Annotated in this window: 26 protein-coding genes; 12 read left to right on the forward strand and 14 right to left on the reverse strand. The window is 72.2% G+C overall.

Features of this window, described 5'->3' with window-relative positions:
* Positions 1 to 156: 156 nt before the first annotated feature.
* Complete coding sequence (locus ACIP84_RS06395) at positions 157 to 1,800, forward strand: ABC-F family ATP-binding cassette domain-containing protein (RefSeq protein ID WP_401795152.1); 1,644 nt, start codon at positions 157 to 159, stop codon at positions 1,798 to 1,800.
* Positions 1,801 to 2,304: 504 nt separating this feature from the next.
* Complete coding sequence (locus ACIP84_RS06400; protein WP_355958954.1) at positions 2,305 to 3,279, forward strand: acyl-ACP desaturase; 975 nt, start codon at positions 2,305 to 2,307, stop codon at positions 3,277 to 3,279.
* A 155-nt stretch (positions 3,280 to 3,434) separates the two neighbouring features.
* Here the strand turns inward: ACIP84_RS06400 and ACIP84_RS06405 are convergent, their stop codons facing one another.
* The gene (locus tag ACIP84_RS06405) at positions 3,435 to 3,692 is read right to left on the reverse strand and encodes a WhiB family transcriptional regulator (protein ID WP_355958952.1); all 258 of its coding nucleotides are present in this window, start codon (positions 3,690 to 3,692) and stop codon (positions 3,435 to 3,437) included.
* On the opposite strand from ACIP84_RS06405, the gene ACIP84_RS06410 reads away from it, so the two are divergent.
* Entirely contained in the window at positions 3,691 to 3,942 is a 252-nt protein-coding gene (locus ACIP84_RS06410; RefSeq protein WP_355958951.1) for a hypothetical protein, read from the forward strand. The two genes, ACIP84_RS06405 and ACIP84_RS06410, sit on opposite strands and share 2 nt — an antisense overlap.
* Here ACIP84_RS06410 and ACIP84_RS06415 read toward each other — a convergent pair.
* The 7 genes from ACIP84_RS06415 to ACIP84_RS06445 all read right to left on the reverse strand — a co-directional run bounded on the left by ACIP84_RS06415 (position 3,932) and on the right by ACIP84_RS06445 (position 10,399).
* Positions 3,932 to 5,014: an LLM class flavin-dependent oxidoreductase gene (locus ACIP84_RS06415; RefSeq protein ID WP_401795157.1), complete on the reverse strand. Its 1,083-nt coding sequence runs from the start codon at positions 5,012 to 5,014 to the stop codon at positions 3,932 to 3,934. The two genes, ACIP84_RS06410 and ACIP84_RS06415, sit on opposite strands and share 11 nt — an antisense overlap.
* Entirely contained in the window at positions 5,011 to 5,883 is an 873-nt protein-coding gene (locus tag ACIP84_RS06420; protein ID WP_401795159.1) for an ABC transporter substrate-binding protein, read from the reverse strand. Before ACIP84_RS06420 ends, ACIP84_RS06415 begins: the two co-directional genes overlap by 4 nt.
* Positions 5,880 to 6,692, reverse strand: a complete 813-nt coding sequence (locus tag ACIP84_RS06425; protein ID WP_401795161.1) for an ABC transporter ATP-binding protein — start codon at positions 6,690 to 6,692, stop codon at positions 5,880 to 5,882. The genes ACIP84_RS06420 and ACIP84_RS06425 overlap by 4 nt, the downstream gene beginning before the upstream one ends.
* On the reverse strand, positions 6,689 to 7,657 hold the full coding sequence (locus ACIP84_RS06430; RefSeq protein WP_401795163.1) for an ABC transporter permease: 969 nt from the start codon (positions 7,655 to 7,657) through the stop codon (positions 6,689 to 6,691). Before ACIP84_RS06430 ends, ACIP84_RS06425 begins: the two co-directional genes overlap by 4 nt.
* Positions 7,654 to 8,709: an ABC transporter substrate-binding protein gene (locus ACIP84_RS06435; protein WP_401795165.1), complete on the reverse strand. Its 1,056-nt coding sequence runs from the start codon at positions 8,707 to 8,709 to the stop codon at positions 7,654 to 7,656. The genes ACIP84_RS06430 and ACIP84_RS06435 overlap by 4 nt, the downstream gene beginning before the upstream one ends.
* Before the next feature lie 57 nt (positions 8,710 to 8,766).
* On the reverse strand, positions 8,767 to 9,792 hold the full coding sequence (locus ACIP84_RS06440; protein ID WP_401795167.1) for an ABC transporter substrate-binding protein: 1,026 nt from the start codon (positions 9,790 to 9,792) through the stop codon (positions 8,767 to 8,769).
* A 469-nt stretch (positions 9,793 to 10,261) separates the two neighbouring features.
* Positions 10,262 to 10,399 carry a putative leader peptide gene (locus ACIP84_RS06445; RefSeq protein WP_401795170.1) on the reverse strand — a complete coding sequence of 46 codons (138 nt, stop codon included), beginning with the start codon at positions 10,397 to 10,399 and terminating at the stop codon, positions 10,262 to 10,264.
* Positions 10,400 to 10,599: 200 nt separating this feature from the next.
* Here ACIP84_RS06445 and ACIP84_RS06450 point away from each other — a divergent pair, with 200 nt between their 5' ends.
* On the forward strand, positions 10,600 to 11,394 hold the full coding sequence (locus ACIP84_RS06450; protein ID WP_229313543.1) for an IclR family transcriptional regulator: 795 nt from the start codon (positions 10,600 to 10,602) through the stop codon (positions 11,392 to 11,394).
* A 99-nt stretch (positions 11,395 to 11,493) separates the two neighbouring features.
* Positions 11,494 to 12,147: a TetR/AcrR family transcriptional regulator gene (locus ACIP84_RS06455; protein ID WP_401795174.1), complete on the forward strand. Its 654-nt coding sequence runs from the start codon at positions 11,494 to 11,496 to the stop codon at positions 12,145 to 12,147.
* 48 nt (positions 12,148 to 12,195) lie between these two features.
* Here ACIP84_RS06455 and ACIP84_RS06460 read toward each other — a convergent pair whose 3' ends face one another.
* Both ACIP84_RS06460 and ligD read right to left on the reverse strand, forming a co-directional pair.
* On the reverse strand, positions 12,196 to 13,083 hold the full coding sequence (locus ACIP84_RS06460) for an alpha/beta fold hydrolase (protein WP_401795177.1): 888 nt from the start codon (positions 13,081 to 13,083) through the stop codon (positions 12,196 to 12,198).
* A 154-nt stretch (positions 13,084 to 13,237) separates the two neighbouring features.
* A complete protein-coding gene (gene ligD / locus ACIP84_RS06465) occupies positions 13,238 to 14,335 on the reverse strand; it encodes a non-homologous end-joining DNA ligase (protein ID WP_401795180.1) in 1,098 nt (365 codons plus the stop codon).
* A gap of 52 nt (positions 14,336 to 14,387) precedes the next feature.
* On the opposite strand from ligD, the gene ACIP84_RS06470 reads away from it, so the two are divergent.
* The 3 genes from ACIP84_RS06470 to ACIP84_RS06480 all read left to right on the forward strand — a co-directional run bounded on the left by ACIP84_RS06470 (position 14,388) and on the right by ACIP84_RS06480 (position 18,399).
* Positions 14,388 to 15,446, forward strand: a complete 1,059-nt coding sequence (locus ACIP84_RS06470) for an ATP-dependent DNA ligase (RefSeq protein WP_401795183.1) — start codon at positions 14,388 to 14,390, stop codon at positions 15,444 to 15,446.
* A gap of 355 nt (positions 15,447 to 15,801) precedes the next feature.
* Positions 15,802 to 16,053 (forward strand): hypothetical protein, encoded by a 252-nt coding sequence (locus ACIP84_RS06475; protein ID WP_401795186.1) that lies wholly within the window; start codon positions 15,802 to 15,804, stop codon positions 16,051 to 16,053.
* Positions 16,054 to 16,278: 225 nt separating this feature from the next.
* Complete coding sequence (locus tag ACIP84_RS06480) at positions 16,279 to 18,399, forward strand: MDR family MFS transporter (RefSeq protein WP_401795189.1); 2,121 nt, start codon at positions 16,279 to 16,281, stop codon at positions 18,397 to 18,399.
* Between the two features lie 27 nt (positions 18,400 to 18,426).
* On the opposite strand, the gene ACIP84_RS06485 is transcribed toward ACIP84_RS06480, so the two are convergent.
* Entirely contained in the window at positions 18,427 to 18,876 is a 450-nt protein-coding gene (locus ACIP84_RS06485; protein WP_401795192.1) for a YchJ family protein, read from the reverse strand.
* Between the two features lie 170 nt (positions 18,877 to 19,046).
* On the opposite strand from ACIP84_RS06485, the gene ACIP84_RS06490 reads away from it, so the two are divergent.
* Both ACIP84_RS06490 and ACIP84_RS06495 read left to right on the forward strand, forming a co-directional pair.
* A complete protein-coding gene (locus ACIP84_RS06490; RefSeq protein ID WP_401795195.1) occupies positions 19,047 to 20,390 on the forward strand; it encodes a 6-phospho-beta-glucosidase in 1,344 nt (447 codons plus the stop codon).
* A 91-nt stretch (positions 20,391 to 20,481) separates the two neighbouring features.
* Complete coding sequence (locus ACIP84_RS06495) at positions 20,482 to 22,368, forward strand: M64 family metallopeptidase (RefSeq protein ID WP_401795198.1); 1,887 nt, start codon at positions 20,482 to 20,484, stop codon at positions 22,366 to 22,368.
* A 76-nt stretch (positions 22,369 to 22,444) separates the two neighbouring features.
* Here the strand turns inward: ACIP84_RS06495 and ACIP84_RS06500 are convergent, their stop codons facing one another.
* The 3 genes from ACIP84_RS06500 to ACIP84_RS06510 all read right to left on the reverse strand — a co-directional run bounded on the left by ACIP84_RS06500 (position 22,445) and on the right by ACIP84_RS06510 (position 24,450).
* Positions 22,445 to 23,263 (reverse strand): SAM-dependent methyltransferase, encoded by an 819-nt coding sequence (locus ACIP84_RS06500; RefSeq protein WP_355958926.1) that lies wholly within the window; start codon positions 23,261 to 23,263, stop codon positions 22,445 to 22,447.
* 74 nt (positions 23,264 to 23,337) lie between these two features.
* A complete protein-coding gene (locus tag ACIP84_RS06505) occupies positions 23,338 to 23,574 on the reverse strand; it encodes a DUF397 domain-containing protein (protein WP_015037566.1) in 237 nt (78 codons plus the stop codon).
* Positions 23,575 to 24,450 (reverse strand): helix-turn-helix transcriptional regulator, encoded by an 876-nt coding sequence (locus tag ACIP84_RS06510; protein WP_229313526.1) that lies wholly within the window; start codon positions 24,448 to 24,450, stop codon positions 23,575 to 23,577. It abuts the gene before it with no gap.
* Positions 24,451 to 24,700: 250 nt separating this feature from the next.
* On the opposite strand from ACIP84_RS06510, the gene ACIP84_RS06515 reads away from it, so the two are divergent.
* Both ACIP84_RS06515 and ACIP84_RS06520 read left to right on the forward strand, forming a co-directional pair.
* Positions 24,701 to 25,153, forward strand: coding sequence for an ATP-binding protein (locus ACIP84_RS06515; protein ID WP_355958923.1), 453 nt, complete (start codon positions 24,701 to 24,703; stop codon positions 25,151 to 25,153).
* Positions 25,154 to 25,158: 5 nt separating this feature from the next.
* Entirely contained in the window at positions 25,159 to 25,656 is a 498-nt protein-coding gene (locus ACIP84_RS06520; protein ID WP_355958921.1) for a hypothetical protein, read from the forward strand.
* The last annotated feature ends 43 nt before the right edge of the window (positions 25,657 to 25,699 follow it).

A 25,699-nucleotide genomic window follows, 5' to 3' on the forward strand; every position in this document is an offset into this window, starting at 1 on the left:
TGAGGTTGCGAGACACCGTGCCGCGCCGGCCCTCTGTGCCGCGTGTGCCGTTCTCGACCTCGGCGTACGAGCCGTTCTGACGACAGACAGCCCGCGCCCCGGTGTCTCCACGCGTCGCATCACATCACGTCTGCGCTCACGCATCGGGAGGCCTCCATGGCGCATCACCCCACGTTCATCAGCTGTACCTCGCTCTCCTTCTCCTGGCCCGACGGCACCGAGGTCGTCGACGACTTCCGGCTCACGGTCGGTCCCGGCCGCACCGGGCTCGTCGGGCTCAACGGCTCCGGAAAGTCGACGCTCCTGAAGCTGATCGCCGGCGAGCTGACCCCGGCCTCCGGCACGGTCCGGGTCACCGGCGAGCTCGGCTACCTCCCCCAGAACCTGGTGCTGGACACCTCCCGGCGCGTGGACGAGATCCTCGGCATCGACGCGAAGCGGGCGGCCCTGCACGCCATCGAGGCGGGCGACCCCGCCGAGGAGCACTTCACCGTCCTCGCCGACGACTGGGACGTCGAGGAGCGGGCCCGCGCCACCCTCGACCAGCTCGGGCTCGGTGCCGTCGGTCTCGACCGGACCGTCGGCGAGGTGTCGGGCGGCGAGTCCGTCCTGCTGCGTCTCGCCGCACTGCTGCTCGCCCGGCCCGATGTGCTGCTCCTCGACGAGCCGACCAACAACCTGGATCTGCACGCCCGCGCACGGTTGTACGAGGCGGTGGAGAACTGGTCCGGAGTCCTGGTCGTGGTCAGCCACGACCGCGAACTCCTGGAGCGCGTCGACCAGATCGCCGATCTGCGGGACGGCGCCGTCGCCTGGTACGGCGGCGCCTATTCCGAATACGAGGCCGCGCTGGCCGCCGAACAGGACGCGGCGGAGCGGATGGTCCGCGTCGCCGAGGCGGACGTCCAGCGGCAGAAGCGCGAACTCTCCGATTCTCAGATGAAGTTGGCCCGCCGCAAGCGGTACGGGCAGAAGAGCTTCGAGAACAAGGTGGTTCCGAAGATCGTGGCGAACAACCGCAGGCGCGAGGCCCAGGTCTCGGCCGGCAAGCACAAGGCGCTGCACACCGAGCGCCTCTCGGAGGCCCGGGAGCGGCTCGACGCCGCCGTGGAGGCGGTGCGGGACGACGACGAGATCCGCGTCGAACTGCCGCGCACCTCGGTGCCACCGGGCCGCGAGGTGCTGTTCCTGCGGAGTCTGGAACTGCGGTACGGGGCCCGGGTGGCCGGCGAGTTCGAGCTGCGCGGTCCGGAGCGGATCGCGCTGGTCGGCAGGAACGGCGCAGGAAAGACGACGCTGCTGCGGACGATCGCCGGGGAGCTCGAGCCGGTTTCGGGCGAGACGGAGGCACGGGTGCCGCTCCGTTTCCTTCCGCAGCGGCTCGATGTCCTCGACGACGGGCTGAGCGTGGTGGAGAACGTGGCCCGGTTCGCGCCCACGGCGACGGGGAACGCGATCAGGGCGCGGCTGGCACGGTTTCTGTTCCGGGGAGCCCGGGCGGATCAGCCCGTCGGCACCCTGTCGGGCGGGGAGCGGTTCCGGGCGACGCTCGCGGCGCTGCTCCTCGCGGAGCCGGCTCCCCAGCTGCTGATGCTGGACGAACCGACGAACGCCCTGGACATGGCGTCGGTACGGAAGCTGACGGCGGCCCTCGACGCGTACGAAGGGGCACTGATCGTGGCGAGCCACGACGTGGCGTTCCTGGAGTCGCTGGGGATCACCCGTTGGCTGCTGCTCGACGGTGAGCTGCGGCCGACGACGGCGGAGGAGGTACGGGAAGCGGTGGCGAGCCCCCGGTAGGACCGGATCACGCCCGGGTCCAGCGGAGGGGCGACGCCCAGGACGTGGTGCCGCCGCCCGGGGTGAGGACGGGGGCGAGCCCCCGGTCGTCTCCGTGCGCGTCGACGCCGCGGCCGGCAGCCACAGGCTGCGGCTGCGGCGTTCCCCGGCCGCACCGGGCGAATGGTGGGCCGGATGCTGGTCGTACGGCACGCCCCGGAAAGCCATCCGCTTCGGGCCCCGAACCGCGAATCTGGTGCCGGAAAGCCATCCGCTTCGGTCGTCGGCCGACTGCGCCGAGCCGCCGGACGGCTGCTCTGCGTAGTTCTTCGGAGGGTCGCCCGAGGGCACCCAGGACGTGACCTGCATCTCCGGCACCCCGCCGAGCAGCGCACATAACGGAACGTAACCGGACATCGCTGGGGCGAGCTTGGCCGGTGCCTTACGGAGCCTTAACCTACGGTCTCGTAACCTACGGATTCGTAGGTATGCCCGTATGTCCTCTCTCCGTCCCCAGGAGTCCCCGTGACGCTCACCTCTCCCCATCTCGGCAGCTCGACAGGGTGGACCGACGCGCGTCTGCTCCACGCGCTGGAAGAGGTCGTGGAGAAGGAACTCAACCGGCACCTGAAGGTCACCAAGGACTGGATGCCGCACGAGTACGTGCCGTGGTCCGACGCCCGCAACTTCCCCGGCTTCTTCGAGGACGGAGAGGCCTGGGACCCGGCGCAGTCCAAGGTCACCGACATCGGCAAGATCGCCCTCGTCGTCAACCTGCTCACCGAGGACAACCTCCCGAGCTACCACCACGAGATCGCCAGCCTCTTCGGCCGCGACGGCGCCTGGGGCACCTGGGTGCACCGCTGGACCGCCGAGGAGGGCCGGCACGGCATCGTGATGCGCGACTACCTGCTCGCCTCGCGCGCCGTCGACCCGGACAAGCTGGAGCAGTTCCGGATGGCGCACATGAGCGAGGGCTTCGAGTCCGACAACCGCCACTCGATGCTGCACTCCGTGGCGTACGTCGCCTTCCAGGAGCTCGCCACCCGCATCTCGCACCGCAACACCGGCCACCAGTCCGGCGACCCGGTCTGCGACCGGATGCTGGCCCGGATCGCCACCGACGAGAACCTGCACATGGTCTTCTACCGCAACCTGCTGGGCGCGGCCTTCGAGCTCGCCCCGGACCTGACCATGCAGGCCGTGCGGGACGTCGTGGTCAACTTCCGGATGCCCGGACACGGCATGCCCGGCTTCGAGCGGGCCGCGGCGCAGATGGCGATCGGCGAGATCTACAACATGCGCATCCACCACGACGACGTGCTCCAGCCCGTCCTCCGCTTCCTGAAGGTGCTTCAGATCGAGGGCCTCGGCCCGGAGGGGCTGCAGGCGCAGGAGGAGCTGGGGCTGTACATGAACGGCCTGGACTCAGAGGCGAGCAAGTTCGACGAGAAGCTCGCCGCCCGCAAGGCCCGCGTGGCCGCCCGCGCGGCCGGCTGAGCGACGAACGACACGAGACGGGCGCGGCAGGCTGTGATCAGCTGCCGCGCCCGTCTCGTCGTGCCCGTCTCGCTCCGACCGCGTCCTGACCCGCTCGTCTCGCTGCGTGCCCCGAGACCCCTCGTACCCCCGCGCCGAGGCGTCCGCGCGCCCGTTCAGCCCTCTCGGCGCTTGAGACGGAACCGCTCCTTCTCGGAGAGACCGCCCCACACCCCGAACCGCTCGTCGTTGCGCAGCGCGTACTCCAGGCACGCCACCCGACCCTCGCAGGCGCCGCACAGCTGCTTGGCCTCGCGGGTGGACGAGCCGGGCGCCGGGAAGAAGAACTCCGGCCCGGCCTGAGCACACAGAGCGGTCTCCTGCCAGGTCATGTCGGGCTCCGGTGCGGTCAGTACGGTGCTGTAGGTCTGCATGGCGTACACGCTGCCGGAGGGCCGTAAACGAGCCATCAACGTTCGATCAATGCGACGTTCGCGGCCGTTTGCAACGCGGCGCGCCGAAACTCTTCGCGGCATCGCCGCCGTCGAGCCGGCCGGCGCCGCCGTCCTCACCCGGCCCGACGGCACGCCCCTCGGGCGCCGCCGGGTCGTGGCCCGTGCGGCCAGGATCCACGTCCAGGACGAACCGTTCACCGAATGGGCCGGGTGGGACCTCAGCGGCTGACCCCCAGGGCGGGGAGAACGGTCTCGGCGACCCGGTACGCCTCCTCCAGGAGCGGGTTCCCGGACAGGATGAAGGTGTCCACGCCCAGGTCCTGGTACTCCTTGAGCCGCTCCACGACCTGAGCCGCGGAACCGACGACGGCCGTGCCCGGACCGGGCCGGAACAGGCTCATACCGGGCCAGAGGTTCGGGTGGGTCTCCAGCTCGCGCGCCCTGGCCGGCACCCTGCCGCCGTGCTGGCGGAACTGGCGCTGCCAGCCCACGCCGTCCTCGCCCGCCCGCTCGCCGAGCTGCCGCGCGTACGTCGCCTCACTGGTGACGTCCAGGAGCCGGTCCGCCGCCGCCCAGGCCTCGCCCTCGGTGTCGCGGACGATGAGGTGGAGGCGCAGGCCGATGCGGAGGGTACGGCCGTGGGCGGCGGCCCGGGCCCGCACGTGGTCGAGCTTCTCCTTCAGCAGGTGCGGCGGCTCGCCCCAGGTGAGGTAGACGTCGACGTGCTCGGCGGCCATCTCGATCCCGGGCGCCGAGGATCCGCCGAACCAGAGCGGGACGTGCGGCTCCTGGACGGGCCGCAGGTCGCGGAAGGAGGCACCGGCGTTCTTGAGGTCGTAGAAACGGCCCTTGTGGTCGAAGACCTCGCCGGCCGTCAGCCGCTTGACGATCGACCAGTACTCGGCGCTCAGTTCGTACCGCTCGTCGTGCTCGACGTGGAGCCCGTACTCGCGCAGCGACGCGGTGGAACCGTTGACCACGTTGAAGCGGAGCCGCCCGCCGAACAGGTTGTCGAAGCTCAGCGCCATCTTGGCGAGCAGCGTCGGTGCGATGAGCCCCGGGTGGACGGCGAGCAGCGGCTTGAACCGGGTGCTCGTGGAGGCCGCGAGCGCCGAACCCAGCGGCCACACGTCGTAGAGGTCGGTGGCCAGCAACGCGCCGGTGTAGCCGAGGCGTTCGACGGTTCCGGCGAGCTGCGTGAGGTAGCCGAGGTCGACGGGGCGGCGGCCCGCCGGCTCCCAGGGGTACGCGCCCTCGCGCGGGATGATGTACCAGAGGACTTCGGGTGCCGGTGAGGTCATCGGGAGCCGGCCTTCCGGGGCAGGGCGTCGGCGACGCTGATCGCGCGGTCGATGAACCCGGTGCGGTGGAAGATGTCGGCCGCCCGCTGCTGCTCGGCGACGAACTCCGCTCCGACCTCCTCGATCGTCCAGGGCAGGGCGCGCAGCGCGGTCTCCCAGTCGTCGACCGTGCCGCCCTGGTCCGCGGCGGCGATCTCTGCGGCCTCGCGCGGGTGCGCGGCGGCCCAGTCGTCGGCCCGCCTGAGCGCCCGGGTGAGCGCCTCCACCACCTCGGGCCGCTGCTCGGCGAGGTCGCGGCGGGTGAAGAAGACGGACCGGTCGGTGATGACCTCACCGGTACGGATCAGGGTGCGCAGTCCGCCGGTGCGGCGGGCGGCCGCGAGCTCGGCGCCCTGGGCCACCCAGGCGGTGATCGCGCCGGTGCGGAGCTTCTCCTCGCTGCCTCCGTCGGCGCGTACGGCGGTGATGTCGGTGGCGTAGGAGAGGCCCGCGTCGTCCAGCGCCTTGGCGACGAGGTGGGTCTGCCAGGAGCCGACGGCCAGGTGGACGGTGCCGCCCTTCAGGTCGGCGACGGTACGGACCGGGCTGTCCTCGGGGACGAGGAGCGCGCCGTGGTCGGGGCGGGGCGCCGAGACGGCGGTGTAGACGATGTCGTGTCCGGCGGCCTGCGCGGTGACCGGCGGGGTGGAGCCGGTGCCGCCGAAGTCGATGGTGCCGTCGGCGAGATGGGCACCGGTGCGGACTCCGTCGGTGTACGGGTGCCAGGTCACGCTCTCGCCGAGCGTGGCGAGTTCCTCCTCCGCGTAGCCGAGTCGGGAGAGGTGGTAGAGGGAGGGGTTGCTGCGGTGGACACCGATGACGACGCTCATGCGGAGACTCCTTCGGAGGCTGCGGGGGCGGGCGCGGGTTCTGGGGTGGAGGCGGGGGCGGAAGCGGGGGTGGAGGCGGAGGTCTCCCCGGGCGCGTGGACGCCCAGGTCGGCGAGGAGGCGGCGGCGCAGGGCCACGAAGGCCGGGTCGCCGGGGTCGCGGGGGCGGGGGACGGTCACGGGCTCGTCGGTGACCAGTCGGCCGTCCCGCAGGACGGCGACCCGGTCGGCGAGTCGTACGGCCTCGTCGACGTCGTGGGTCACGAGGAGGACGGCCGGGCGGTGGATCCGGCGCAGCTCGCCGACCAGGTCCTGCATCCGGAGCCGGGTCAGCGCGTCGAGGGCGGCGAACGGTTCGTCGAGGAGCAGGAGTTCGGGCTCCCGGACCAGGGCGCGGGCGAGCGCGACGCGCTGCGCCTCGCCGCCGGAGAGGGTGGCGGGCCAGGCGTCCGCGTGACGTTCGAGACCGACCTCGGCGAGCGCCCGCAGTCCGGTGGCCCGGGTCGCGGCGCCGCGCGGGAGGCCGACGGTCACGTTCGCGAGGACCTTCTTGGACGGGATGAGCCGGGGCTCCTGGAAGACGATCGTGCGGGCCTCGGGGACGAGCACCTCTCCCTCGTCGGCTCCGTCGAGGGCGCCGAGGATACGGAGCAGGGTCGTCTTCCCGCTGCCGCTCGCGCCGAGGAGGGCGAGGAACTCACCTCTCCGCAGGTCGAGTTCGAGACCGTCCAGGACGGGTCGGCTGCCGAAGACGCGGCGCAGACCTCGGACCCGTACCGCCGTGGCGGGAGGCGTGGAGGACGGGGTCATCGGGCTCCTCCCCCGGGGCCGGCCGTGCGCCAGGGCATGAGGACCCGCTCCAGGCCGCGGACGAGGACGTCGGCTGTGAGGCCGAGCAGACCGTAGACCAGGATGCAGACGGCGAGGATGTCGGTGCGGGCGTAGCTCTGGGCCTGGGACATCAGATAGCCGATGCCCTCGGTGGCGTTGATCTCCTCGGCTGCGATGAGCGCGATGACGCTGAGCGTCATGGAGAGCCGCAGTCCGGCGAGGAGCGAGGGCAGGGCACCGGGGAGGACGACCTGGCGCACGATCGCGAGCCTGCCGAGCCCGAAACTGTGCATGGCCTCGACGAGTTTGCGGTCGCTGTTGCGGACGCCCCCGCTGGTGGACACGTACATCGGGAAGGTCGTGGCGACCGCGATCAGCAGGATCTTCGCGGTCTCGTTGATCCCGAACCAGACCATGAAGAGGGGGACGAGGGAGAGGAACGGGATCGTGCGGAGGGTCTGGAGCGAGGAGTCGAGCAGCTCGTCGCCCAGCCGGGTGAAGCCGGTGGTGATGCCGAGGGTGAGCCCGGCGGCGAGACCGATGACGAGGCCGATCCCCGAGCGGGTGAGGGAGGTGGCGAGCGCGTCGGGCAGCTGCCCGTTCCCCCACAGTTCTCCGACGGCGTCGATGACCTGGGAGGGGGAGGCGAGCACGTCGGGGGTGAGGACGCCGGTGGCGGAGGAGGTCCACCAGAGGGCGAGGAGGGCGACCGGGCCGAGGGCGCGTACGGTCAGGGAGTAGGTACGGGAGCGGGAGCGGCGGACCTGGGGCCGGGGGGTGACGAGTCCGACGGTGCTGCCGGCGTCCGCGGGCGTCTCCTTCGTGTGCGGGGGCGGGGGTGCGGGCGTGGAGGTGGTGGCGGCCGTGGTGTCGGTGGCGTCCGTGGCGCTGGTGGCGGTCGTGGTGTGGGTGGCGGCCGTGGTGTGGGTGGTCGGGGCCGTCATGACAGCTTCTCGATGTCGATGAGGTGGGCGGCGATGTCGACCTTGTTCGGCGTGACCTTCTGGTCGGCGTAGAACTGGGCGACCGTCTCGAAGCGCTTGATGTCCGCGGGCCGGATCGGGTCGACGGTGCCGCCCTTGCCGCTGAAGGAGATCTGGACCTCCCTGGCCTTGCCGTTGACGGCGGTGGGGCCGGCGTCGGTGAAGACGTTCAGGTAGGCGGCCGGGTCCTTCTTCTCCTTCGCGCTGTTGTCGTGGAGGTAGGCGTAGAGCGCCTTGACGACCTCGGGGTGCTCCTTGGCGAAGCCCGAACGGACGGCGTTGAGGCTGTAGTTGTCGGATTCGATAGCGGTGCCGTCGGCGACGAAGCGGGCCTTGTCCGCGCCGATCTCGGCGACGGCGTAGGTGGACCAGACGGCCCAGGCGTCGACCTGGCCGGCGTTGAAGACGGCGGCGGTCTGGTCCGGGCGCAGATAGACCCGCTCGACCTTGTCGGCGGGCACTCCAGCCTTGGCGAGAGCCTTGAGGAGCAGGTACTCGCCGGTGCCGCCCTTGTTGACGGCGACCTTGCGGCCGACGAGGTCCTCGACGGAGTCGATGTCCGAGTCCGCACGGACGAGGATGCCCTCGCCGACCGGGTCGGGGGCCGTGGCGGTGAAGAAGGCGAAGCCGGGGCTCTGGGAGAGGGAGGTGATGCCGGAGGTGATCGAGCCGGTCGCGATGTCGAGCTGGTCGGCGTTCATCGCCTGGGCGGCGGGCGCGAAGGGGCCGGCGCTGCCGGTCCATGCCACCTTGGCACCGACCGCGGCGAGAGCCTTGTCGAGGCTCCCGTCCTTCTTGCCCTTGGCGAGGACGCCGGCGTTCCCGGGGTCCGGGATGCGGATGGTGACCGTGCCCTTCGCTCCCTTCGCCCCGTTTCCGTTGCTCTGACCGACGGCCGAGTCGGCCGCGGGGCTGCCGCCGCAGGCGGTGAGAACGGAGAAGGCGGCCAGGACCGCCAGAGCGACGCGGGGGGTGCGAGTGACGGGCGGGGTGAGGGGGGCGAGTGGGCGCATGGCGGTCGTCCTTCGGGATGAGGAGGGTGGGCGAGGGCGGCGGTGACGGGCAGCCGGTTACGGAACCGGCTGCGGCGACGTCCCCACCGGGGCGGCTGCCGCCCGCCGGCGGGCCTGACGCAGCGGCTCCGGGTCGGCCCAGGTGCGTACGTCGACGGCCTCGGAGAGGAAACCGTGGGCCCGCAGCGCCTCCTCCTGCCGGGCGAGCAGGTCGAGGCGGGCGTCGGACAGGTCCGGATGGAGGGTGCGGTGGGTGCCGGGCCGGTAGGCCCCCGCCACCCCCTCGGCGCCCGCACCGGTCTCGGCGCCGAGGATCCGGGCGACCTCGGCCGGCTCGTCGGCGGCCCAGTCGGCGGCGCGGAGCAGGACGGCGAGGAAGCGGGCGACGAGCTCGGGGTGCTGGTCCAGGAGGTCCTGGTGCACGGTGAGGGGACGGGGGGTGCCGTTGTTGACGCGGTGCGCGGGGTCGGGGAGCGCGTCGAGCTCCACGGCCACCTCGGCCCCGGCGCGGCGGGCCGCCTCGACGGCGAGGGCGCCCTTCACGTAGACGGCGTCGACCTCCCCCCGGCGCAGGGCGTCCAGTTCCGCGGCCCACTGGCCCCGGTGCCCGTCGGCGGGTACGTCGACGAGGCGGGCGTCGGCGAGCCCGTACCCGGCGGAGGCCAGTGCGCCCTCGAAACCGCGCAGGGCCATCGCCCGCCAGAAGTCGATGGGGACCGGGTGCCGGGGCAGGGCGAGCCGCAGCCCGCGCAGGGCGGCGGCGCCCCGCACCGGGGAGCCGGGAGCGACGAGCACCACCTGGCGCTCCTCGATCCAGGTGAGCCCGACGAGCCGGGTCCGCTCGCCGCGTGAACGGGCCCACAGCGCGGGCACGTTGCCGCCCTCCCGGAAGAGGCCGGGCAGCGCGTGGGTGAAATGGGTGGCGCGATCGGCACCGGGTTCGGCGTCCTGGAGGGAGCGGACGGAGATGCCGTCGGGCGCGAACTCCCTTTCCAGCCAGCCGCGATCGGCAGCGACGCCGGTGGCGGTGGGCACGGGGCAGCGGGTGAACCAGAGCGTGTCGGGCACGCGGGCAGGCGTCATGGTGGGGCTTCCCGGGGTGAGGTGGGACGGCGGGGAGGGCGGCGGGGGCGCCGACCGGGCATGCGGGACGTCGAGACCGCAGGGGGCGCGGCCGGGCAGGGGTGAAGGGCGGTACGGGGGGAGGCCGGCCACGCCGCATGAGCACGGCGGGATGGCGGACAGACTCGCGGGAGGACTCCCGGCACAGGGGGTCGCGGGTGGAGTCGACTCGTGCGGAGGAGGCGGGCCCCGGCGAGGGGGCGACCCTCACATGGGAAGGGATCTCGTGTGGGAGCGAACCCTGACGTGGGAACGGCTCTCGTGTAGGAGCGAACCCTGACGTGGGAACGGCTCTCGCCGGCGGCGGAACACCCGCACGGGACCGAAACTCGTACCGGGCGATGCCGGCGCGTCCGTCACGCCGTCGTGGCGCGCCCCCGCCAACGCTCTCGGGCAAGGGTTCGGCCGAGGGCGTCAGCGCCGCGCCACGTCAGCGACAGCCGGCCCCCGCGACCCGCTCCAGGTCGATGTGGCGGCGCCGGGTGAGGACGAGCGGCGCGGGAGAGGCGGTGGGCACACATCGCGCGGTGCGACGTGCGGTACGTCGATCGGTACGTCCTGCGTTCATGACCCGCCCTGCTCCCTCCGGCTCGGTGCCGCTGTGGTGGCTTGGCCGGAACCCTGCCACGGAAGCTCCGTCGCCGACAACTCACCTCCCACCATGTGGGATTGCGTATGAACGGCGTGTTTCCGACCTCGCCCGGGCCCTGATTCGGCTCCCGCCATGTGGGAGCGTGGGAGCCCGATCACCCACGGGGAGCGAACCCTATGACGACCGAGGCCGGCATCGCCCGACCCCCGGCGGGCGCCCAGGCGGTCCGCCGCGCACTGGATGTACTGCACTGTTTCCATGACAACGGGCCCGACCTGAGCGCCTCCGACCTCGCGCGGCGGCTCGGACTCTCCACGTCCACCGCGCACCGCCTCGCCCGGACCCTGCTGGGCGCGGGATTCCTGGAGCAGGACGCCCGGACCGCCCGCTACCGGCTCGGCCCGGCGATGACGGAGCTGGGACGGCTCTCGTACCACCAGCGGGGACTGCATCTCGCCGCGCCCGAGCTGTCGGATCTCGCCGAACGGACCGGCGCCACGGCCGACTTGGCCCTGCGGAGCGGCCCCCATGTGGTGATCGTCGCGGGCGGCTCGGTGACGCCAAAGGTGGGGCTGCGGCGGCCGCTGCACTCGACGGCACTCGGAAAGGTCCTCCTCGCGTGGCCCCGGGCGGGCGAGGCGGGCCCGCGTTCCCTGCCGCCGCTGTACGCGTTCACCGAGCGGACCATCGTCGAACCTCCCGCCCTCGCAGCCGAGTTGGCGCGCGTACGGGAGGCGGGATACGCCCTCAACGACGGGGAGTCGGCCCATGGGGTGCGGACCGTGGCCGTGCCGGTCCTGGAGCGGACGGGGCACGCGCGCTTCGCGCTCGCGGTGCGGGCGACACCGGAGCTGATCACCGACGCCCGGCTCGACTGGTACCTCGCGCAGGCGCGGGCCTGCGCCCGCGCCCTTGAGGTGCTGCTGCTCGCCCCGGCAGAGCGCAGGGACCCCGGCGAGCGGACCGGATAGTCCGGGACAGGGGGGACTGGGTGGCGGGCGGCAGTCGGCGGGGACGGTCAGCGGTCGGGAAAGTTTCCGCACGGTCGTGCGTTCAGTAGGATGGGGGGCATGAGCGACACCGGGACCAAGACGGACGGGCGCGTCGAGCGCGGGAACCAGACCCGTCGGCTCGTGCTCGGCCGGACCATGGACATCGCCTCGGTCGAAGGGCTCGACGGCCTGTCCCTGGGCCGGATCGCCACCGAGCTCCAGCTGAGCAAGAGCGGCGTCTTCGCCCTCTTCGGCTCGAAGGAGGAGCTCCAGCTCTCCACCATCAGGGCCGCGGCCGCCGTCTTCGCCGAGAACGTCGTCACGCCCCTGAAGGACGTGCCGCCGGGGGCCCGGCGCGTGCGCGAGCTGTGCCGGAACTGGCTCACGTACTCCTCGGACCGGGTCTTCGCCGGCGGCTGCTTCTTCTACGCGGTCTCGGCCGAGTTCGACGCCCGCACGGGCCCGGTCCATGACGCCGTCGCCCGGTCCCGCCGCGACTGGAACGCCTATGTGGAGACGTCTTTGACGGAGGCTCAGGCCGTCGGCGACTTCGCCTCGGACCTGGATGCGGAACAGCTCGCCTTCGAGGTGATCGCCCTCATGGAAGCGGCCAACGCGCAGTCCGTCCTGCTCGGCGACACGCGGACGTACGACCGCGCCGAGCGGGGGATCAGCGCCCGGCTGCGCGCCTCGGCCACGGACCGGGGCCGGGCCGGCCTCGACGCCGAGTAACCGGACGAGGCACGGAGGAGAGGGCGGTCGTACCGTCCCGCGCCCCCCTCAGCCCGCGATCACCCGCTGCCCCTCCGAGGGTTCACCCGCCGGAGCCGTCAGGAACTCCACCGCCTCGTCGACGACCCCCGGGTCCCGCAGGATGCGCCGGTGGCCGAGCCCCCGGGTGACGACGAGCCGGGCCCGGTCGCCGTGGGCGCGCGCGAGCCGCCGGGAGTGGACGAGCGGGACCATGTCGTCGCCGTCGTCATGGAACAGCAGGACGGGCGCGGCGAGTTCGCCGGAGTCGCGATCCGCTCCGAAGCGGTCCCAGATGCCGGGTTCACCCGGCACCAGCCGCCGCTCCACATGGTCCCGCATGCAACGCAGGACCCGGTCGTCCACGCCGAGGCCGCCCTGGAAGCCCTCGACCAGCAGGTCGAAGGAACCGACACCGCCGATGCCGACGAAGCGTGCCGTGCGGAGGCCGTCCCGGAGGGCGAAGAGGGAGGCGAGGACGCCGAAGGAGTGGGCGACGACGGCGTCGAAGTCACCGTGTCGCGCGTGCAGCCGCCGGATGATCTCCCGGTATTCGACGATGTTGCTGTCCCGTCCCGGGGATTCGCCGTGACCGGGCACGTCGAAGGCGACGGGGCTGTAGCCGCGTTCCAGCAGGGCTTCGGCGAAGGCGGTGAGCCGCGAGGCGCGCGAGGACCAGCCGTGCACGAGCAGGACGGGCCGACGGCCGTCACCCCAGGCGTACGTGACGACGTCCTTGCCTCGGACCTGGAGGTGCCCGGTGCGGGCGGCGGCGAAGAGCGTCTGCTCCTCGGGCTTCAGCCGGGCCCGCCCGAGCGGACGGACGAAGAGGTGGAAGGCCCAGCGGCCGGCCGCTCCGGGGGCGACGCGGGCGGTGACGTTCAGGGCGGTGCGGATGAGCGGAGCCATCGGGTACATGCCGGGATCTCCTCGGTCGTCCTGTGGGTTCTGCGTCCTGCTGGTGATCCTGTCGATGGAAAAATGCTAGCACGATCGTTCGTGTTGTTTTAGAGTCGAAAGGGAGGGCGGGCCGGTACCCACCCGGAGGCCCCGGCCCGCCCTTCCCGCCACCTCAGTCCGTCGAGCCGTCGGGCTCCTTCGCCTCGCCGGCCCCCTCTGCCGACTCCCCCGTCGACTCCTTCGACTTCTCCTTCGGCTCCTTCTTCGCCCGACTCGGCTGCACCCGCTTCGGTTCGCCCGGCATCTTCGGATACTCCGGCGGGTACGGCAGATCACCGAGGCCGTGCTCCGCCTCGTCCCGCCGGGCCAGTTCGAGCAGCGACTCCAGGCTGAACCGCTCGTCGTCCATGTCGGCGTGGACATCGCCCACTTCGGCGTACCGGGCCGGCATCGTCCTGATGTCGAAGTCCCGCGGCACGGCGTCGTCGACCTCCTCCCACCGCAGCGGGGCCGAGACGGGCGCGTGCGCTCGCGGGCGTACGGAGTAGGCGGAGGCGATCGTGCGGTCCCGGGCGGTCTGGTTGTAGTCGACGAAGATCCGCTCGCCGCGCTCCTCCTTCCACCACCTGATGGTGACCTGCTCCGGCATGCGCCGCTCCAGCTCCCGCCCGCAGGCGATGGCCGCCCGCCTGACCTGCGTGAACGTCCAGTTCGGCAGGATCGGGACGAAGACGTGGATGCCGCGTCCGCCGGAGGTCTTCGGCCAGCCGCGCAGTCCGTGCTCGTCGAGGACGGCGCGCAGTTCGTGGGCGGCGCGGACCGCGTCCGCGTAGTCCGTGCCGGGCTGCGGGTCGAGGTCGATGCGGAGTTCGTCGGGGTGGTCGGTGTCCTCCCGGCGTACCGGCCAGGGGTGGAAGGTGACGGCGCCGAGGTTGGCGGCCCAGAGCACGGCCGCCGGCTCGGTGGGGCACATCTCGTCGGCCGAGCGGCCGCTGGGGAAGGTGATGTGGGCGGTCGGGATCCAGTCCGGGAGGTACTTCGGTGCGCGCTTCTGGAAGAACGACTCGCCGGTCACCCCGTCGGGGTAGCGCTCCAGGGTGGTGGGGCGGTCGCGCAGTGCGCGGGTGATGCCGTCGCCGACGGCCAGGTAGTAGCTGACCATGTCGAGCTTGGTGTAGCCGGGTTCGGGGAAGTACACCTTGTCCGGATTGGACACGCGTACGGTCCGGTCGCCGACTTCCAGTTCCACCGCTGCCGCCTTGCCTGCCATGCCGGTCAGCCTAGGGCTCGCCGACAAGTCCCGCATACCGGACAATCGCCTCATGGATCTTCCGGTGATGCCGCCCGTGAAACCGATGCTCGCCAAGTCGGTGAAGCGGATCCCGCCCGGGATGCAGTACGAGGCGAAGTGGGACGGCTTCCGTGCGATCGTGCACCGCGACGGTCCGGAGCTCGTCATCGGCAGCCGTACCGGCAAACCCCTCACCCGCTACTTCCCCGAGCTGGTCGAGGCGCTCGCGGCCCGGCTGCCGGAGCGCTGCGTGGTCGACGGGGAGATCGTGATCGAGCACGGCGGCCACCTCGACTTCGACCGGCTCAGCGAGCGGATCCACCCGGCCGACTCCCGGGTCCGCATGCTGGCCGAGACGACCCCGGCGCTGTTCGTCGCCTTCGACCTGCTCGCCCTCGGGGACGAGTCGCTGCTCGACACTCCGCTGAGCGAGCGCCGGGAGGCCCTGGAGCGGATGCTCGCCGGTGTGGACACGCCGGTGCACCTGGCGCCGGCCACGCGGGACGCCGAACTCGCCGCCCAGTGGTTCGAGCGGTACGAGGGCGCGGGCCTCGACGGGGTGATCGCCAAGCCGCTCGACCTGCCGTACCGGCCGGACGCCCGCCTCATGTACAAGATCAAGCACGAACGGACGGCTGATGTCGTGGTGGCCGGTTACCGCTTCCACAAGAGCGGGCCGGTGGTCGGTTCGCTGCTGCTCGGTCTGTACGACGACAAGGGCGCCCTCCAGCACGTCGGCGTGTGCGCGGCGTTCACCGCGCAACGGCGGGCCGAGCTGATCGAGGAGCTCGAACCGCTCCGGATGGACCCGCCGGACGGACACCCCTGGGCGGCCTGGGCGGAGGAGGCGGCGCACGCGGGGGCGCGACTGCCGGGCGCGCCGAGCCGCTGGTCGGGGAAGAAGGACCTGTCGTGGGTGGCGCTGCGGCCGGAGCGGGTCTGCGAGGTCGGGTACGACCACATGGAGGGCGACCGCTTCCGGCACACGGCGCAGTTCAAGCGGTGGCGCCCGGACCGGACGCCGGAGTCCTGCGGGTACGGGCAGCTGGACGAGCCCGTCTCGTACGACCTGTCGGAGATCCTGACGTAGCGGCCGGTCCCTGTCCGGAGGACGCCGATCCGGCGAGTGAGATGCTTCACATTCGGCGGGCGTCCCGACGCCCCCAACCCCCCTCCGCCGCGCACGCGTTCGTCGTACGTACGGGCGATACGCAGGGACGGTGAACAATCCCGGGCCGGCCATCCGGGCCCGTACCTGCGAGAACGTCCCCGGCCGCGCCCGGCGGCCGTACCCGCTCCCCCGCCCGGGCTCCCGCGCGCCCCGCCGGAGGCGCGCCGCGTCGTTGCCCCACCGCGACATCGCCGTGCCTGAACCCGTACGGCGATCCGGTACGTATGGAGAGCAGACCCTTCCGTACGCTTCCCGGACCCACTAGGACTGACCCGTGATCACCTCACCCTCGCGCCTCGTACCCGTCCCGATCCCCGACCATGTGGCCGCGCTGATCGGCTCCTGCCTGCCGCTGCACGTCCTCCAGGCCGAGATCGACGCGGACTGCGCGGCCCGCGAGGTGTACCGCTTCCGGGGACCGCTCTGCGCGGAGGACCGGGCGGACCGGGAGCACGCCCTCGCCGCGCTCGCCCGGGCCAACAAGATCCTCGCCAAGCAACACCCGAAGCTGCCGGTCACGCCCTGACGGATCGGCCGGTCGCTCCTTGACGGTTCGGCCGGTCACGCCCTGATGGCTCGGCCGGTCGCTCTTCCACGGGTCGGCCGGTCACGCTCTCACTGATCCGGCCGGTCGCTCCTTGACGGATCGGCCGGTCACGCCCCACGGATCCGGGCGGACCGCCTCCCGCCGGTCCGCCCGTTCGGCCGTCCCCCGCATGCACCCGGTCGGGGCCGATGTGACGCTGCGAGAGTGACCACGACCAGCGACGCAGCGCCCGCGCCCTCGGCCCCGGCCGTCACCGAGCCACCCGTGCTCGACCGCCGCCGCCGCAACATCGTCTTCGGCACGATCATGCTGGGTGTCCTCCTCGCCGCGCTCGACCAGACGATCGTCGGCACGGCCCTGCCCACGATCGTCTCGGACCTCGGCGGCGCCGCCCACATGTCGTGGGTGGTCACCGCGTATCTGCTCGCCGAGACGGTCGCGACCGTCCTCGTCGGCAAGTTCGGCGATCTCTTCGGCCGCAAGGTGATCTTCCAGATCTCGGCGATCGTCTTCATCACGGGCTCGTTCCTCTGCGGACTCGCCACCAACATGACGCTGCTGATCGTCTGGCGCGGCCTCCAGGGCGTCGGCGCGGGCGGCCTGATGGTCACCTCGATGGCGCTCATCGCCGATGTGATCCCGCTGCGCGAACGCGGGAAGTACCAGGGCGCGATCGGGGCCGTGTTCGGCGTCTCCACCGTCATCGGCCCGCTGCTCGGCGGTCTGTTCACCGACCACCTCAGCTGGCGCTGGGCCTTCTACGTCAACGTGCCCATCGCGATCCTCGTCGTCATCGCCGCCGCCCGCACGATCCCGTCCGTACGCTCGGCGAGCAAGCCGGTCATCGACTACGCCGGCATCGCGCTGGTCGCCGCCGGAGCCAGCGCCCTCATCCTGGCGACCAGTTGGGGCGGCAACGAGTACGCCTGGACGTCCCCCGTCATCATCGGGCTCTTCGCCGGCGGTGTCATCGCCCTCGGGTTGTTCTGCTGGGTGGAGACCCGTGCGGCGGAACCCATGCTGCCCATGCGGCTGTTCGGCAACCCGGTCTTCACCGTCTGCTCGGTGCTCAGCTTCGTCGTCGGCTTCGCCATGCTCGGCGCGATGACGTTCCTGCCGACCTACCTGCAGTACGTCGACGGGGATTCGGCGACCGTCTCCGGCATCCGCACCCTCCCCATGGTCGTCGGTCTGCTCATCGCCTCCATCTTCAGCGGCAACGTGGTCAGCAAGACGGGCCACTACCGGATCTTCCCGATCGTCGGCTGTCTGGTGATGGGCCTCGGGCTCTATCTGCTGTCCCTGATGGAACCGGGGACCAGCACCTGGCTCGCGTCGCTGTACATGTTCGTGCTCGGTGTCGGCATCGGACTGTGCATGCAGGTCCTCACCATCGCCGTGCAGAACACCGTCGACTACGCCGACCTCGGCACCGCCACCTCAGGCGTCACCTTCTTCCGCACGCTCGGCAGCTCCTTCGGCACCGCCGTCTTCGGCACGATCTACGTCAACTCCCTCACCCCCAACCTCCGGGCCGGGGTCGCGGAGGCCGCGGCCGTCGCCGGGAGCCAGGGCCTCGACCCGTCCGGGGTCGCGCGGGCGGCACAGAGCCCGGACGGCGTGCACGGCCTGCCGGAACAGGTGGCGGAACCCATCGTCAACGCCTACGCCGACACCCTCCACACCGTCTTCCTCTGGACGGTGCCGGTCGCCGCCGTCGGCTTCGTCGTCGCGCTGTTCCTCAAGCAGGTGACGCTCCGCGACTCGGCGCGCGCCGCCGCGCCCGACATGGGCGAGGGCTTCTCCGCGCCGACCTCGTCGGGCGACTCCGCGCAGCACCTGGAACTGGTCGTGGGCCGGATCATGCGCCGGATCGACATGGCCACCGCACGGCGGATCCTCGACGCCTCCGACACCCGGCTCGACACGGCCGGGGCGTGGGCGGTGATGCAGGTCGAGCTCTACACCCGGACGGTCGGCCACGCGAGCCTGGGGCTGATCTCGGCGGGACGGCGGGTCCCGCCCGAGGTGCTGCTGCCGGTCTTCGACCGGATGGTCGACGAGGGCTTCCTGACCCGCGACGGCCATCTGCTCTCCCACACCCCGGCCGGCAAACGCGAGGCGGACGTCATCACGCACGCGTGGGGCGACTGGCTGTCCGACCGCGTCGAGCAGGAGAGCGGCCGGCCCAGCGGACCCGAACTGCGGGTGGCGACGGACGCCATCGCCAAGAAGGTCGTCGCCGAGGACCTCGCGAACGGCCTCCCCGACCGGTCGCTCGACAGCGACGGCGACCGCGCCCTCAGCCGGACCAGCGCCGTCTGACGCCACCCGCCGGGTTCTCGCTCCCCGCTACGCGCCGACGTCGCCGTCCACGTACACCCAGGCGCCCTCGTGGCGGGCGAAGCGGCTCCGCTCGTGCAGGGCGCCGGGCTCGCCGCCGTGGATATAGCGCGCGGTGAAGGTGACGGTGCCGTGCTGGTGGAAGGCGGTGCCGTCGGTGGCCGACTCGATCTCCAGGCCGGTCCAGCGCATCCCCGGGTCGAAGTCGACCTCGCCGGGCCGCGTTTCCGGCGCCCAGCTGCGCAGCAGATAGGCCTCGTCGCGGACGACGAAGGCGCTGTAGCGGGAGCGCATGAGCAGCTCGGCGGTGGGCGCGCCGCCGCCCGCCCCCGTGTGGAACCGGCCGCAGCACGCGCCGTACGAGGCGTCGAGACCGCACGGGCAGGGTGACTCCGGGGTCACAGCGGGCGCGGCCGGGCGGGCCGGGGACGAACGGGGGCGGGTCTTGCGTCGGGACATGCCGCCATTCTCCCCCACCGGGTGCGCGGTGCCGGAGCGCCCGCCGGGGAGCGGGCAGGGGACGGGATCAGGGCGCCGGCGGCGCGGCGGGCGCCCGGCATGTGGACGGCGCTGTGGACGCCGGGGGGCGATCCCGCTGCTCAGGGAGTCCGTCCGAGTAGCGTACGAGCATGAAACTGACGATTCTCGGAGGCGGCGGGTTCCGGGTGCCGCTGGTGTACGGCGCTCTCCTCGGCGACCACGCCGAGGGGCGGGTCACCCATGTCACCCTGTACGACCTCGACGAGGGGCGGCTCTCGGCCATCGCCAGGGTTCTGGCGGAACAGGGCGAGGGAGTGCCGGACGCGCCCGGCGTCACGGCGACGACGGATCTCGACGAGGCGCTGCGCGGGGCCGACTTCGTGTTCTCCGCGATCCGGGTCGGCGGCCTGGAGGGCAGGGCCACGGACGAGCGGATCGCGCTCGCCGAGGGGGTGCTCGGCCAGGAGACGGTGGGCGCCGGCGGCATCGCCTACGGGCTGCGGACCGTGCCCGTCGCGGTGCGCATCGCGCACAGGATCGCCGAACTCGCCCCAGAGGCCTGGGTCATCAACTTCACCAACCCGGCGGGCCTGGTCACGGAGGCGATGTCCCGGATCCTCGGCGACCGGGTCGTCGGCATCTGCGACTCCCCCGTCGGCCTCGGCCGCCGGGTCGCCCGCATCCTGGGCGCCGACCCGGACAGGGCCTGGATCGACTACGTGGGCCTCAACCACCTGGGCTGGCTGCGGGGGTTGCGGATCGACGGCCGGGACGAGCTGCCGCGGCTGCTCGCCGACGAGGAGGCGCTCGGCTCCTTCGAGGAGGGCAGGCTCTTCGGCCCGGAGTGGCTGCGCTCGCTGGGTGCGATCCCCAACGAGTACCTGCACTACTACTACTTCAACCGGGAGGCCGTACGGGCCTACCGGTCGGCCGAGCGGACCCGCGGCGCCTATCTGCGCGACCAACAGGGCGCCTTCTACCAGGAGATGGGAAAGCCCGACACCCCGGCGCTCGCCGCCTGGCACCGTACGCTCGCCGACCGCGAGGCCACCTACATGGCGGCCAACCGGGAGGCGGCCGGGATCGGGGAGCGCGACGAGGAGGACCTGGAGTCGGGCGGCTACGAGAAGGTGGCGCTGGCTCTCATGCGGGCCATCGCGCGGGGCGAGCGGGCCACGCTGATCCTCAACGTCCGCAACGGCACGACCCTCGCCGCGCTCGACGCGGACGCGGTGGTCGAGGTCCCGTGCCTCGTCGACGCGAACGGCGCCCACCCGGTGTCGGTGTCCCCGCTGCCGTACCACGCGGTCGGCCTGGTGACGGCCGTGAAGGCGGTGGAGCGGGAGGTCCTCGCGGCGGCGGAGAGCGGTTCGCGGGCGACGGCCGTCAAGGCCTTCGCCCTCCATCCGCTGGTCGACTCGGTGTCGGTGGCCCGCCGCCTGGTGGAGGGCTACACGGCGGAGCACGCGGGTCTGGCGTACCTACGGCAGTGAGGCGGCGGCCGGCACCGGCGAAACCGTCGCGAAGGCATACGGCCGACGAACAACTTTACGAGAGCGGGGGCGCGGCCTAGGCTCGCGCCCCATGACCTCACAGCGCACGGGAGTTCGACGAGGGGTGGCCCGCGTCGTCGCGGTCTGTCTGCTGGCCGCCGGTCTGGTGGGAACCGTACCGGCGGCGGCCGAGACACCGACGCCCGGTGACGGTCCTGTCGTCGTCCCCGTACAGACCACCGGGCCCGCGGACCGGCGGTTCAACCTGGTGTTCATGGGCGACGGCTACACCGCGGCGGAGATGCCGGCGTTCCGCGCGGACCTCGACCGGCACCTGAACACCCTGTGGAGCATCGAGCCCTTCGCCTCCTACCGCTCGTACGTCAACGTCTGGGCGGTGGAGGCCCCTTCGGCCGAGTCGGGGGTGGACTGCGACCCCGGACTGGCCGCCCCCGCCCGCGACACGGCGCTCGACATGGGGTTCTGGGGCGGCTGCAATCCGAACAGCGTGCAGCGGCTGCTGACCGTCGACAGCCGGAAGGCCGCCGCGCTCGCCGATCTCGTCCCCGGCACGAGCGGCGCCAACCGGCAGATCGTCGCCCTCGCCCACAGCTCCACCTACGGCGGCGCGGGCGGCGGTTACGCCACCGCGTCCGGCGGCAACGCGCTCTCCTCTCTCATCACCCCGCACGAGATAGGCCATTCGCTCGGCGGCCTCCAGGACGAGTACGACTACTACGCGCGGGGCGTGCCGGGCGAGGCGTACTCCGGCCCGGAGCCCTCCTCCGCCCACCACACCCTCCTCACCGAGCGCCAGATGCGGGGGCAGCGCGCCAAATGGTGGCGCTGGCTCGGCGAGGAGAGCGAGTCCGGCGGCGTCATCGGCCGCCACGAGGGCGGCATGTACAGCACGAAGGGCGTCTGGCGCCCGAGCCGACACTCCCTGATGAAGACCCTCGGCTACGCCTTCGACCAGGTGGAGCGCGAGGTGATGGTCCGGGCGATCTCCGCCAAGGTGAACCTGGTCCAGGACCACACGCCGAACACCTCGCCCGTCGGGGCGGACCGGACGGTGTGGGTCGACACCCTGCACCCGGTGGGCGGCGCGCTCAACGTGACCTGGCGCCTGGACGGGCGGACGCTGCCCACCCGCGGCGCGCGCACCCTCGACCTGCGCGCCCTGCGTCTCTCCCCCGGGCCGCACACCCTCACGGCGACCGTCACCGACCCGACGCCCTTCGTCCGCGACCCGGCGGTCCGCGCCTCGACGGCGCTCACCCGGACCGTCGCGTGGACGGTGGACCCGGCCCTCACCACCGTGCGCGACGGGACCGCGGCCGCGTTCACCGGCCACACCCCCCTGGGAGCGCCCGTCGGCGCCCGGTCGGTCGTCCACGCCGACACCACCCACGCGGTGGACCGGACCCCGGCCGTGCGCTGGCGCCTTGACGGCCGCACCGTGGCGACCGGGCCCAACGACCGCGACCTGGACCTGCGTTCACTGAGGATGACCACGGGCACCCACACGCTGACGGCCCGCATCGCCGGGACCGACGAGGAGTTGAGCTGGACCGTGGACGCCCGGCCGGCGACGACCGCGTACGAACTCTCGGAACCGCTGCGCACGGTGGGGCGGCACGGCCGGCCCGTGGAGTACGTGTACGACGGTCCGTTCACCATGCGGCTGATCGCGCAGGACGACCAGGAGGGCGCGGTGGTGAGCCAGTTCCGGGTCGACGGTGACGGCTGGTACACCTACTACGGCTGGCCCACGGACGCGGACGCGCCGTTCCGCTTCTCGCCGGGCGGCACGGTGATCGACGACCTCGTGTACGGGAAGCTGGGCCGGAGCCGTGCGGTGCCGTGGGACGACGCGACCCCGGACTACGGCACCCACCGGATCGAGTACCGCACGATCGACGCGGCCGGCAACATCGGCAGGACCGGCGAGTTCCTGGTGACGCTGGTGGAGCCGTAGCCCAGGCCGGAGGAGGCACGCAACGGGAGGAGGCCCCGCCGACCTGTCGGCGGGGCCTCCTCCCGTACGGACGGGATCAGGGCTTGCGGGCCACCGCGGCCCACCCCGGGATGGGCTCGTCGCCCGGCACCGGGACGGGCTCGCCCAGCTCCGGGTGCCACTCGGCGGTGAGCGAGACCCCGGGCTCGACGAACTCGAGGCCGTCGAAGAACGCGGCGAGCTCGTCCCGCGACCGCGGCCGCAGGGTCAGCCCGCGCGCCTTGTACATGGCGACCGCCTCCGCCGCGCCCTCGGGGTTGAAGTCCCCGGTGACATGGGAGAGGACCAGGTAGCTGCCCGGCGCGAGCTGGTCCACGAGCTTGCGGACCAGGTCGTACGCGTTGTCCTCGTCCCCCACGAAGTGCAGCAGGGCGAGCATCGACAGCGCGATGGGTTGATCGAAGTCAAGGACCTTTCCGGCCCTTTCGAGGATGATCTCGGGTTCGCGGGCGTCCGCCTGGATGTACTCGGTGGCCCCTGCCGGGGTCGAGCGCAGCAGGGCGGCCGCGTGCGCGAGCACGATCGGGTCGTTGTCGCAGTAGACGATGCGGGACTCCGGCGCGGCCTGCTGCGCGATCTGGTGCAGGTTGGGCTCGGTCGGGATGCCCGTACCGATGTCCAGGTACTGGCGGACGCCGTGGGCGCTGAGCCAGCGGATGGCGCGGTGCATGAAGGCCCGGTTGACGCGGGCCATGTCCCGGCCGCGGGCGTCGACGGTGAGCAGTTGGCGTGCCATCGCCTCGTCGACCGGGTAGTTGTCCTTGCCGCCCAGGAACCAGTCGTACATGCGCGCCGGGTGCGGCGTGCTGGTGTCGATCCGTATCTCACTCCGCGGGGATGCGGGGTCCTGGGTCATCGGCGCTCCTGGTCGGGATGAACGAGTGGCACTACAACAAGAGTTACGTGACGGTAGGGGTGGGACGGAAGGGTTCAGGTGAGCAGAAAGTCAGCCTGACCGGATTTGGCCCCCTGGATGAAGGCTGCGATCTCCCCATGGGTGTAGATGAGCGCTGGTCCCTCAGGGTCTGCGGACTGTCGCACGGCGACTCTGCCGTCGGCCAGCTTCATGGCCTCCACGCAGTTGCCCCCGTTCCCGCCGCTCCACGGCTTGTGCCAGCCCTCGGCACCGAGCTCGGCGGCGGGCATGCCGTTGTATATGCGGTCCATTCACAGCTCCTTGCGGAGATCCCGGAGAATCTCCTTCGTGCGTTGTGCAGTCGCGGCCTGAGCCGCCATGCGGTCCATGACCTCCAGGTGGGATGCCACCTCGGGGCGCGCGTCGAGATAGACGGCGCCGGTCAGGTACTCGCTGTAGACCATGTCCGGCAGTTCGGGCATGGCGAAGCGGAAGAGGACGAACGGTCCGTAGGTGCCGGGGTGGTGGCCGGACGCGAACTCCGCGATCTGCAGGGTGACGTTCGGCAGCTCCGACGCTTCGAGCAGCCGGTCGAGCTGGTCGCGCATCACTTCGGGCCCGGCGCCGACCGGTCGGCGGAACACCGTCTCATCCATGATCACCCAGAACTTCGGGGCGTCCTCCCTGGTCAGCAGGGATTGCCGCTCCATCCGTAGGGCTACATGCCGCTCGGCGTCCTCGTCCTTGCCGGCATCACTGCCGCCACCGACCGCCCCGCTGCGCAGAATGGCGCGGGCGTAGTCCTCGGTCTGGAGCAGACCGGGGACGAACTGGGGCTCGTACGCCCGGATGAGGCTGGCCGCCCCCTCCAGGCTGACGTACATGGAGAACCAGCCGGGCAGCACGTCGTGGAACCGCTGCCACCAGCCGGGGAGATTGGCCTCCTCCGCGAGGGCGATGAACCCCTCGGCCTCGGAGTCCGTGATCCCGTACTCCCTCAGGAGGAGCTGCACGTACGGAATCTTCAGCGCGACCTCGGCGGTCTCCATCCGCCGGACGGTGGCCGGAGCCACCCGGAGGATCTTCGCGGCCTCTTCCCTCTTCAGGCCGGCCCGCTCCCGCAGATCCTGCAGGCGCCTGCCGAGAACGACCTGTCCCACCGTGGGGGCGGACCGCGGCTCGCTCACTCTCAGACCTCCCCGACGCACTGTTTCGACGAGTGTGCCACGAAGCCGGGCCAGAGAGAACACGGCACTCTGCAATTTTCAGAGTGCCACTTGCCAAGTGTCCGACTCAGGAGGACAGTGTTCCGGTGTGAACCAGTACACGCTGCCGCCGTGCGCCACCGCGCCACGGCGACAGCGCCGTACAGGCACTCCTGCCCCTTGTTGTGAGGAACCGGTCGTGGCTTCTGGTAACGCGCAGCCTTCAGGTCTCATGAGTCCCCGAGTCATGGCCCCGCGCCCGCAGCCCCAGACCGATACCGATGGCGTCCGCCGCTTCGCCTTCGAGCTCCCCGCCCTCACCTCGTCGGTCGCACGCGCCCGCAGGCTCGCGGAGGAACGCCTCATCCTCTGGGGCTGCGGCCCCGACATCCGCGACACGGTGGCCCTGGTCGTCTCCGAACTCGTCACCAACGCCGTCGTGCACACCGCCAGCGACCGCTTCATATGCGAGCTGCGCGAGGGCGAGGACACCCTGCGGATATCCGTGCGCGACGAGGGCGGCCCGGCGGACCCGCGGATCCGCGACTGCGGCGAGGACGAGCGCGGCCGCGGACTCCTCATCGTCGACGCGCTGTGCACCGCCTGGGGCGCCGACCGCACCGGACACGGGACGGCCCAGGTCGTCTGGGCGGAACTGGCCCACGGCATGGGGGAAACGTGCTGAGGTCGATGGCCACCCGCATGATCCCGCTGCTCCCCAAGGCCCGCAGGTCCCCCGCCGGCGAACCCGTACCGGAACCCCGCCGCTCCGCCGTCCTCCGCCCCGGCCCCCCGGGCGCCACCGGCTCCGCCCACCCCCGTGAACTGGGCGCCGTCCGCCTCTCCGTCCCCGTCGGACTGCACACCGGCCTCGGCTGCGACGCCGTCGGCGTCCCCGCCCGCTTCGGCTTCAAGATCCTCTCGCGGCTCCCCGCCAAGGGCTGCGTCTACGCCGACTCCGACTGGTGGTGGTGGCTCGTCCCGGCCGGCTCCGACCAGGACGTCACCTGGCCCCTGCCCGCCTGCTACGCGCGCGGCGCCGAGATCCCGGACCGCCGTCCGCGCCTCATCCACCACCCCGACGGCACCTCCCCCTACACCCCCCCGATCCCCCTCTACCTGCTGGTCTGCCAGCTGACGGGCATCGCGCCGTCCTGGGCGGGACCGCCGGTCAGCAGCGCACGCTGACGCCCGGGCCCTACGCGGCCGCGCCCGCCCGTACACGGACGGT

This window comes from Streptomyces sp. NPDC088707 (assembly GCF_044752725.1).
Lineage (GTDB): Bacteria > Actinomycetota > Actinomycetes > Streptomycetales > Streptomycetaceae > Streptomyces.

Coding starts and splice junctions, on each gene's coding strand:
- ACIP84_RS06445 (WP_401795170.1), bottom strand. CDS start 10,399: ATGAACGCAGGACGTACCGATCGACGTACCGCACGTCGCACCGCGCGA.
- ACIP84_RS06420 (WP_401795159.1), bottom strand. CDS start 5,883: ATGAGCGTCGTCATCGGTGTCCACCGCAGCAACCCCTCCCTCTACCAC.
- ACIP84_RS06485 (WP_401795192.1), bottom strand. CDS start 18,876: ATGTCCCGACGCAAGACCCGCCCCCGTTCGTCCCCGGCCCGCCCGGCC.
- ACIP84_RS06415 (WP_401795157.1), bottom strand. CDS start 5,014: ATGACCTCACCGGCACCCGAAGTCCTCTGGTACATCATCCCGCGCGAG.
- ACIP84_RS06470 (WP_401795183.1), top strand. CDS start 14,388: ATGGATCTTCCGGTGATGCCGCCCGTGAAACCGATGCTCGCCAAGTCG.
- ACIP84_RS06425 (WP_401795161.1), bottom strand. CDS start 6,692: ATGACCCCGTCCTCCACGCCTCCCGCCACGGCGGTACGGGTCCGAGGT.
- ACIP84_RS06460 (WP_401795177.1), bottom strand. CDS start 13,083: ATGTACCCGATGGCTCCGCTCATCCGCACCGCCCTGAACGTCACCGCC.
- ACIP84_RS06500 (WP_355958926.1), bottom strand. CDS start 23,263: ATGACCCAGGACCCCGCATCCCCGCGGAGTGAGATACGGATCGACACC.
- ACIP84_RS06430 (WP_401795163.1), bottom strand. CDS start 7,657: ATGACGGCCCCGACCACCCACACCACGGCCGCCACCCACACCACGACC.
- ACIP84_RS06395 (WP_401795152.1), top strand. CDS start 157: ATGGCGCATCACCCCACGTTCATCAGCTGTACCTCGCTCTCCTTCTCC.
- ligD (WP_401795180.1), bottom strand. CDS start 14,335: ATGGCAGGCAAGGCGGCAGCGGTGGAACTGGAAGTCGGCGACCGGACC.
- ACIP84_RS06435 (WP_401795165.1), bottom strand. CDS start 8,709: ATGCGCCCACTCGCCCCCCTCACCCCGCCCGTCACTCGCACCCCCCGC.
- ACIP84_RS06410 (WP_355958951.1), top strand. CDS start 3,691: ATGGCGTACACGCTGCCGGAGGGCCGTAAACGAGCCATCAACGTTCGA.
- ACIP84_RS06405 (WP_355958952.1), bottom strand. CDS start 3,692: ATGCAGACCTACAGCACCGTACTGACCGCACCGGAGCCCGACATGACC.
- ACIP84_RS06520 (WP_355958921.1), top strand. CDS start 25,159: ATGGCCACCCGCATGATCCCGCTGCTCCCCAAGGCCCGCAGGTCCCCC.
- ACIP84_RS06450 (WP_229313543.1), top strand. CDS start 10,600: ATGACGACCGAGGCCGGCATCGCCCGACCCCCGGCGGGCGCCCAGGCG.
- ACIP84_RS06440 (WP_401795167.1), bottom strand. CDS start 9,792: ATGACGCCTGCCCGCGTGCCCGACACGCTCTGGTTCACCCGCTGCCCC.
- ACIP84_RS06505 (WP_015037566.1), bottom strand. CDS start 23,574: ATGGACCGCATATACAACGGCATGCCCGCCGCCGAGCTCGGTGCCGAG.
- ACIP84_RS06515 (WP_355958923.1), top strand. CDS start 24,701: ATGAGTCCCCGAGTCATGGCCCCGCGCCCGCAGCCCCAGACCGATACC.
- ACIP84_RS06455 (WP_401795174.1), top strand. CDS start 11,494: ATGAGCGACACCGGGACCAAGACGGACGGGCGCGTCGAGCGCGGGAAC.
- ACIP84_RS06490 (WP_401795195.1), top strand. CDS start 19,047: ATGAAACTGACGATTCTCGGAGGCGGCGGGTTCCGGGTGCCGCTGGTG.
- ACIP84_RS06495 (WP_401795198.1), top strand. CDS start 20,482: ATGACCTCACAGCGCACGGGAGTTCGACGAGGGGTGGCCCGCGTCGTC.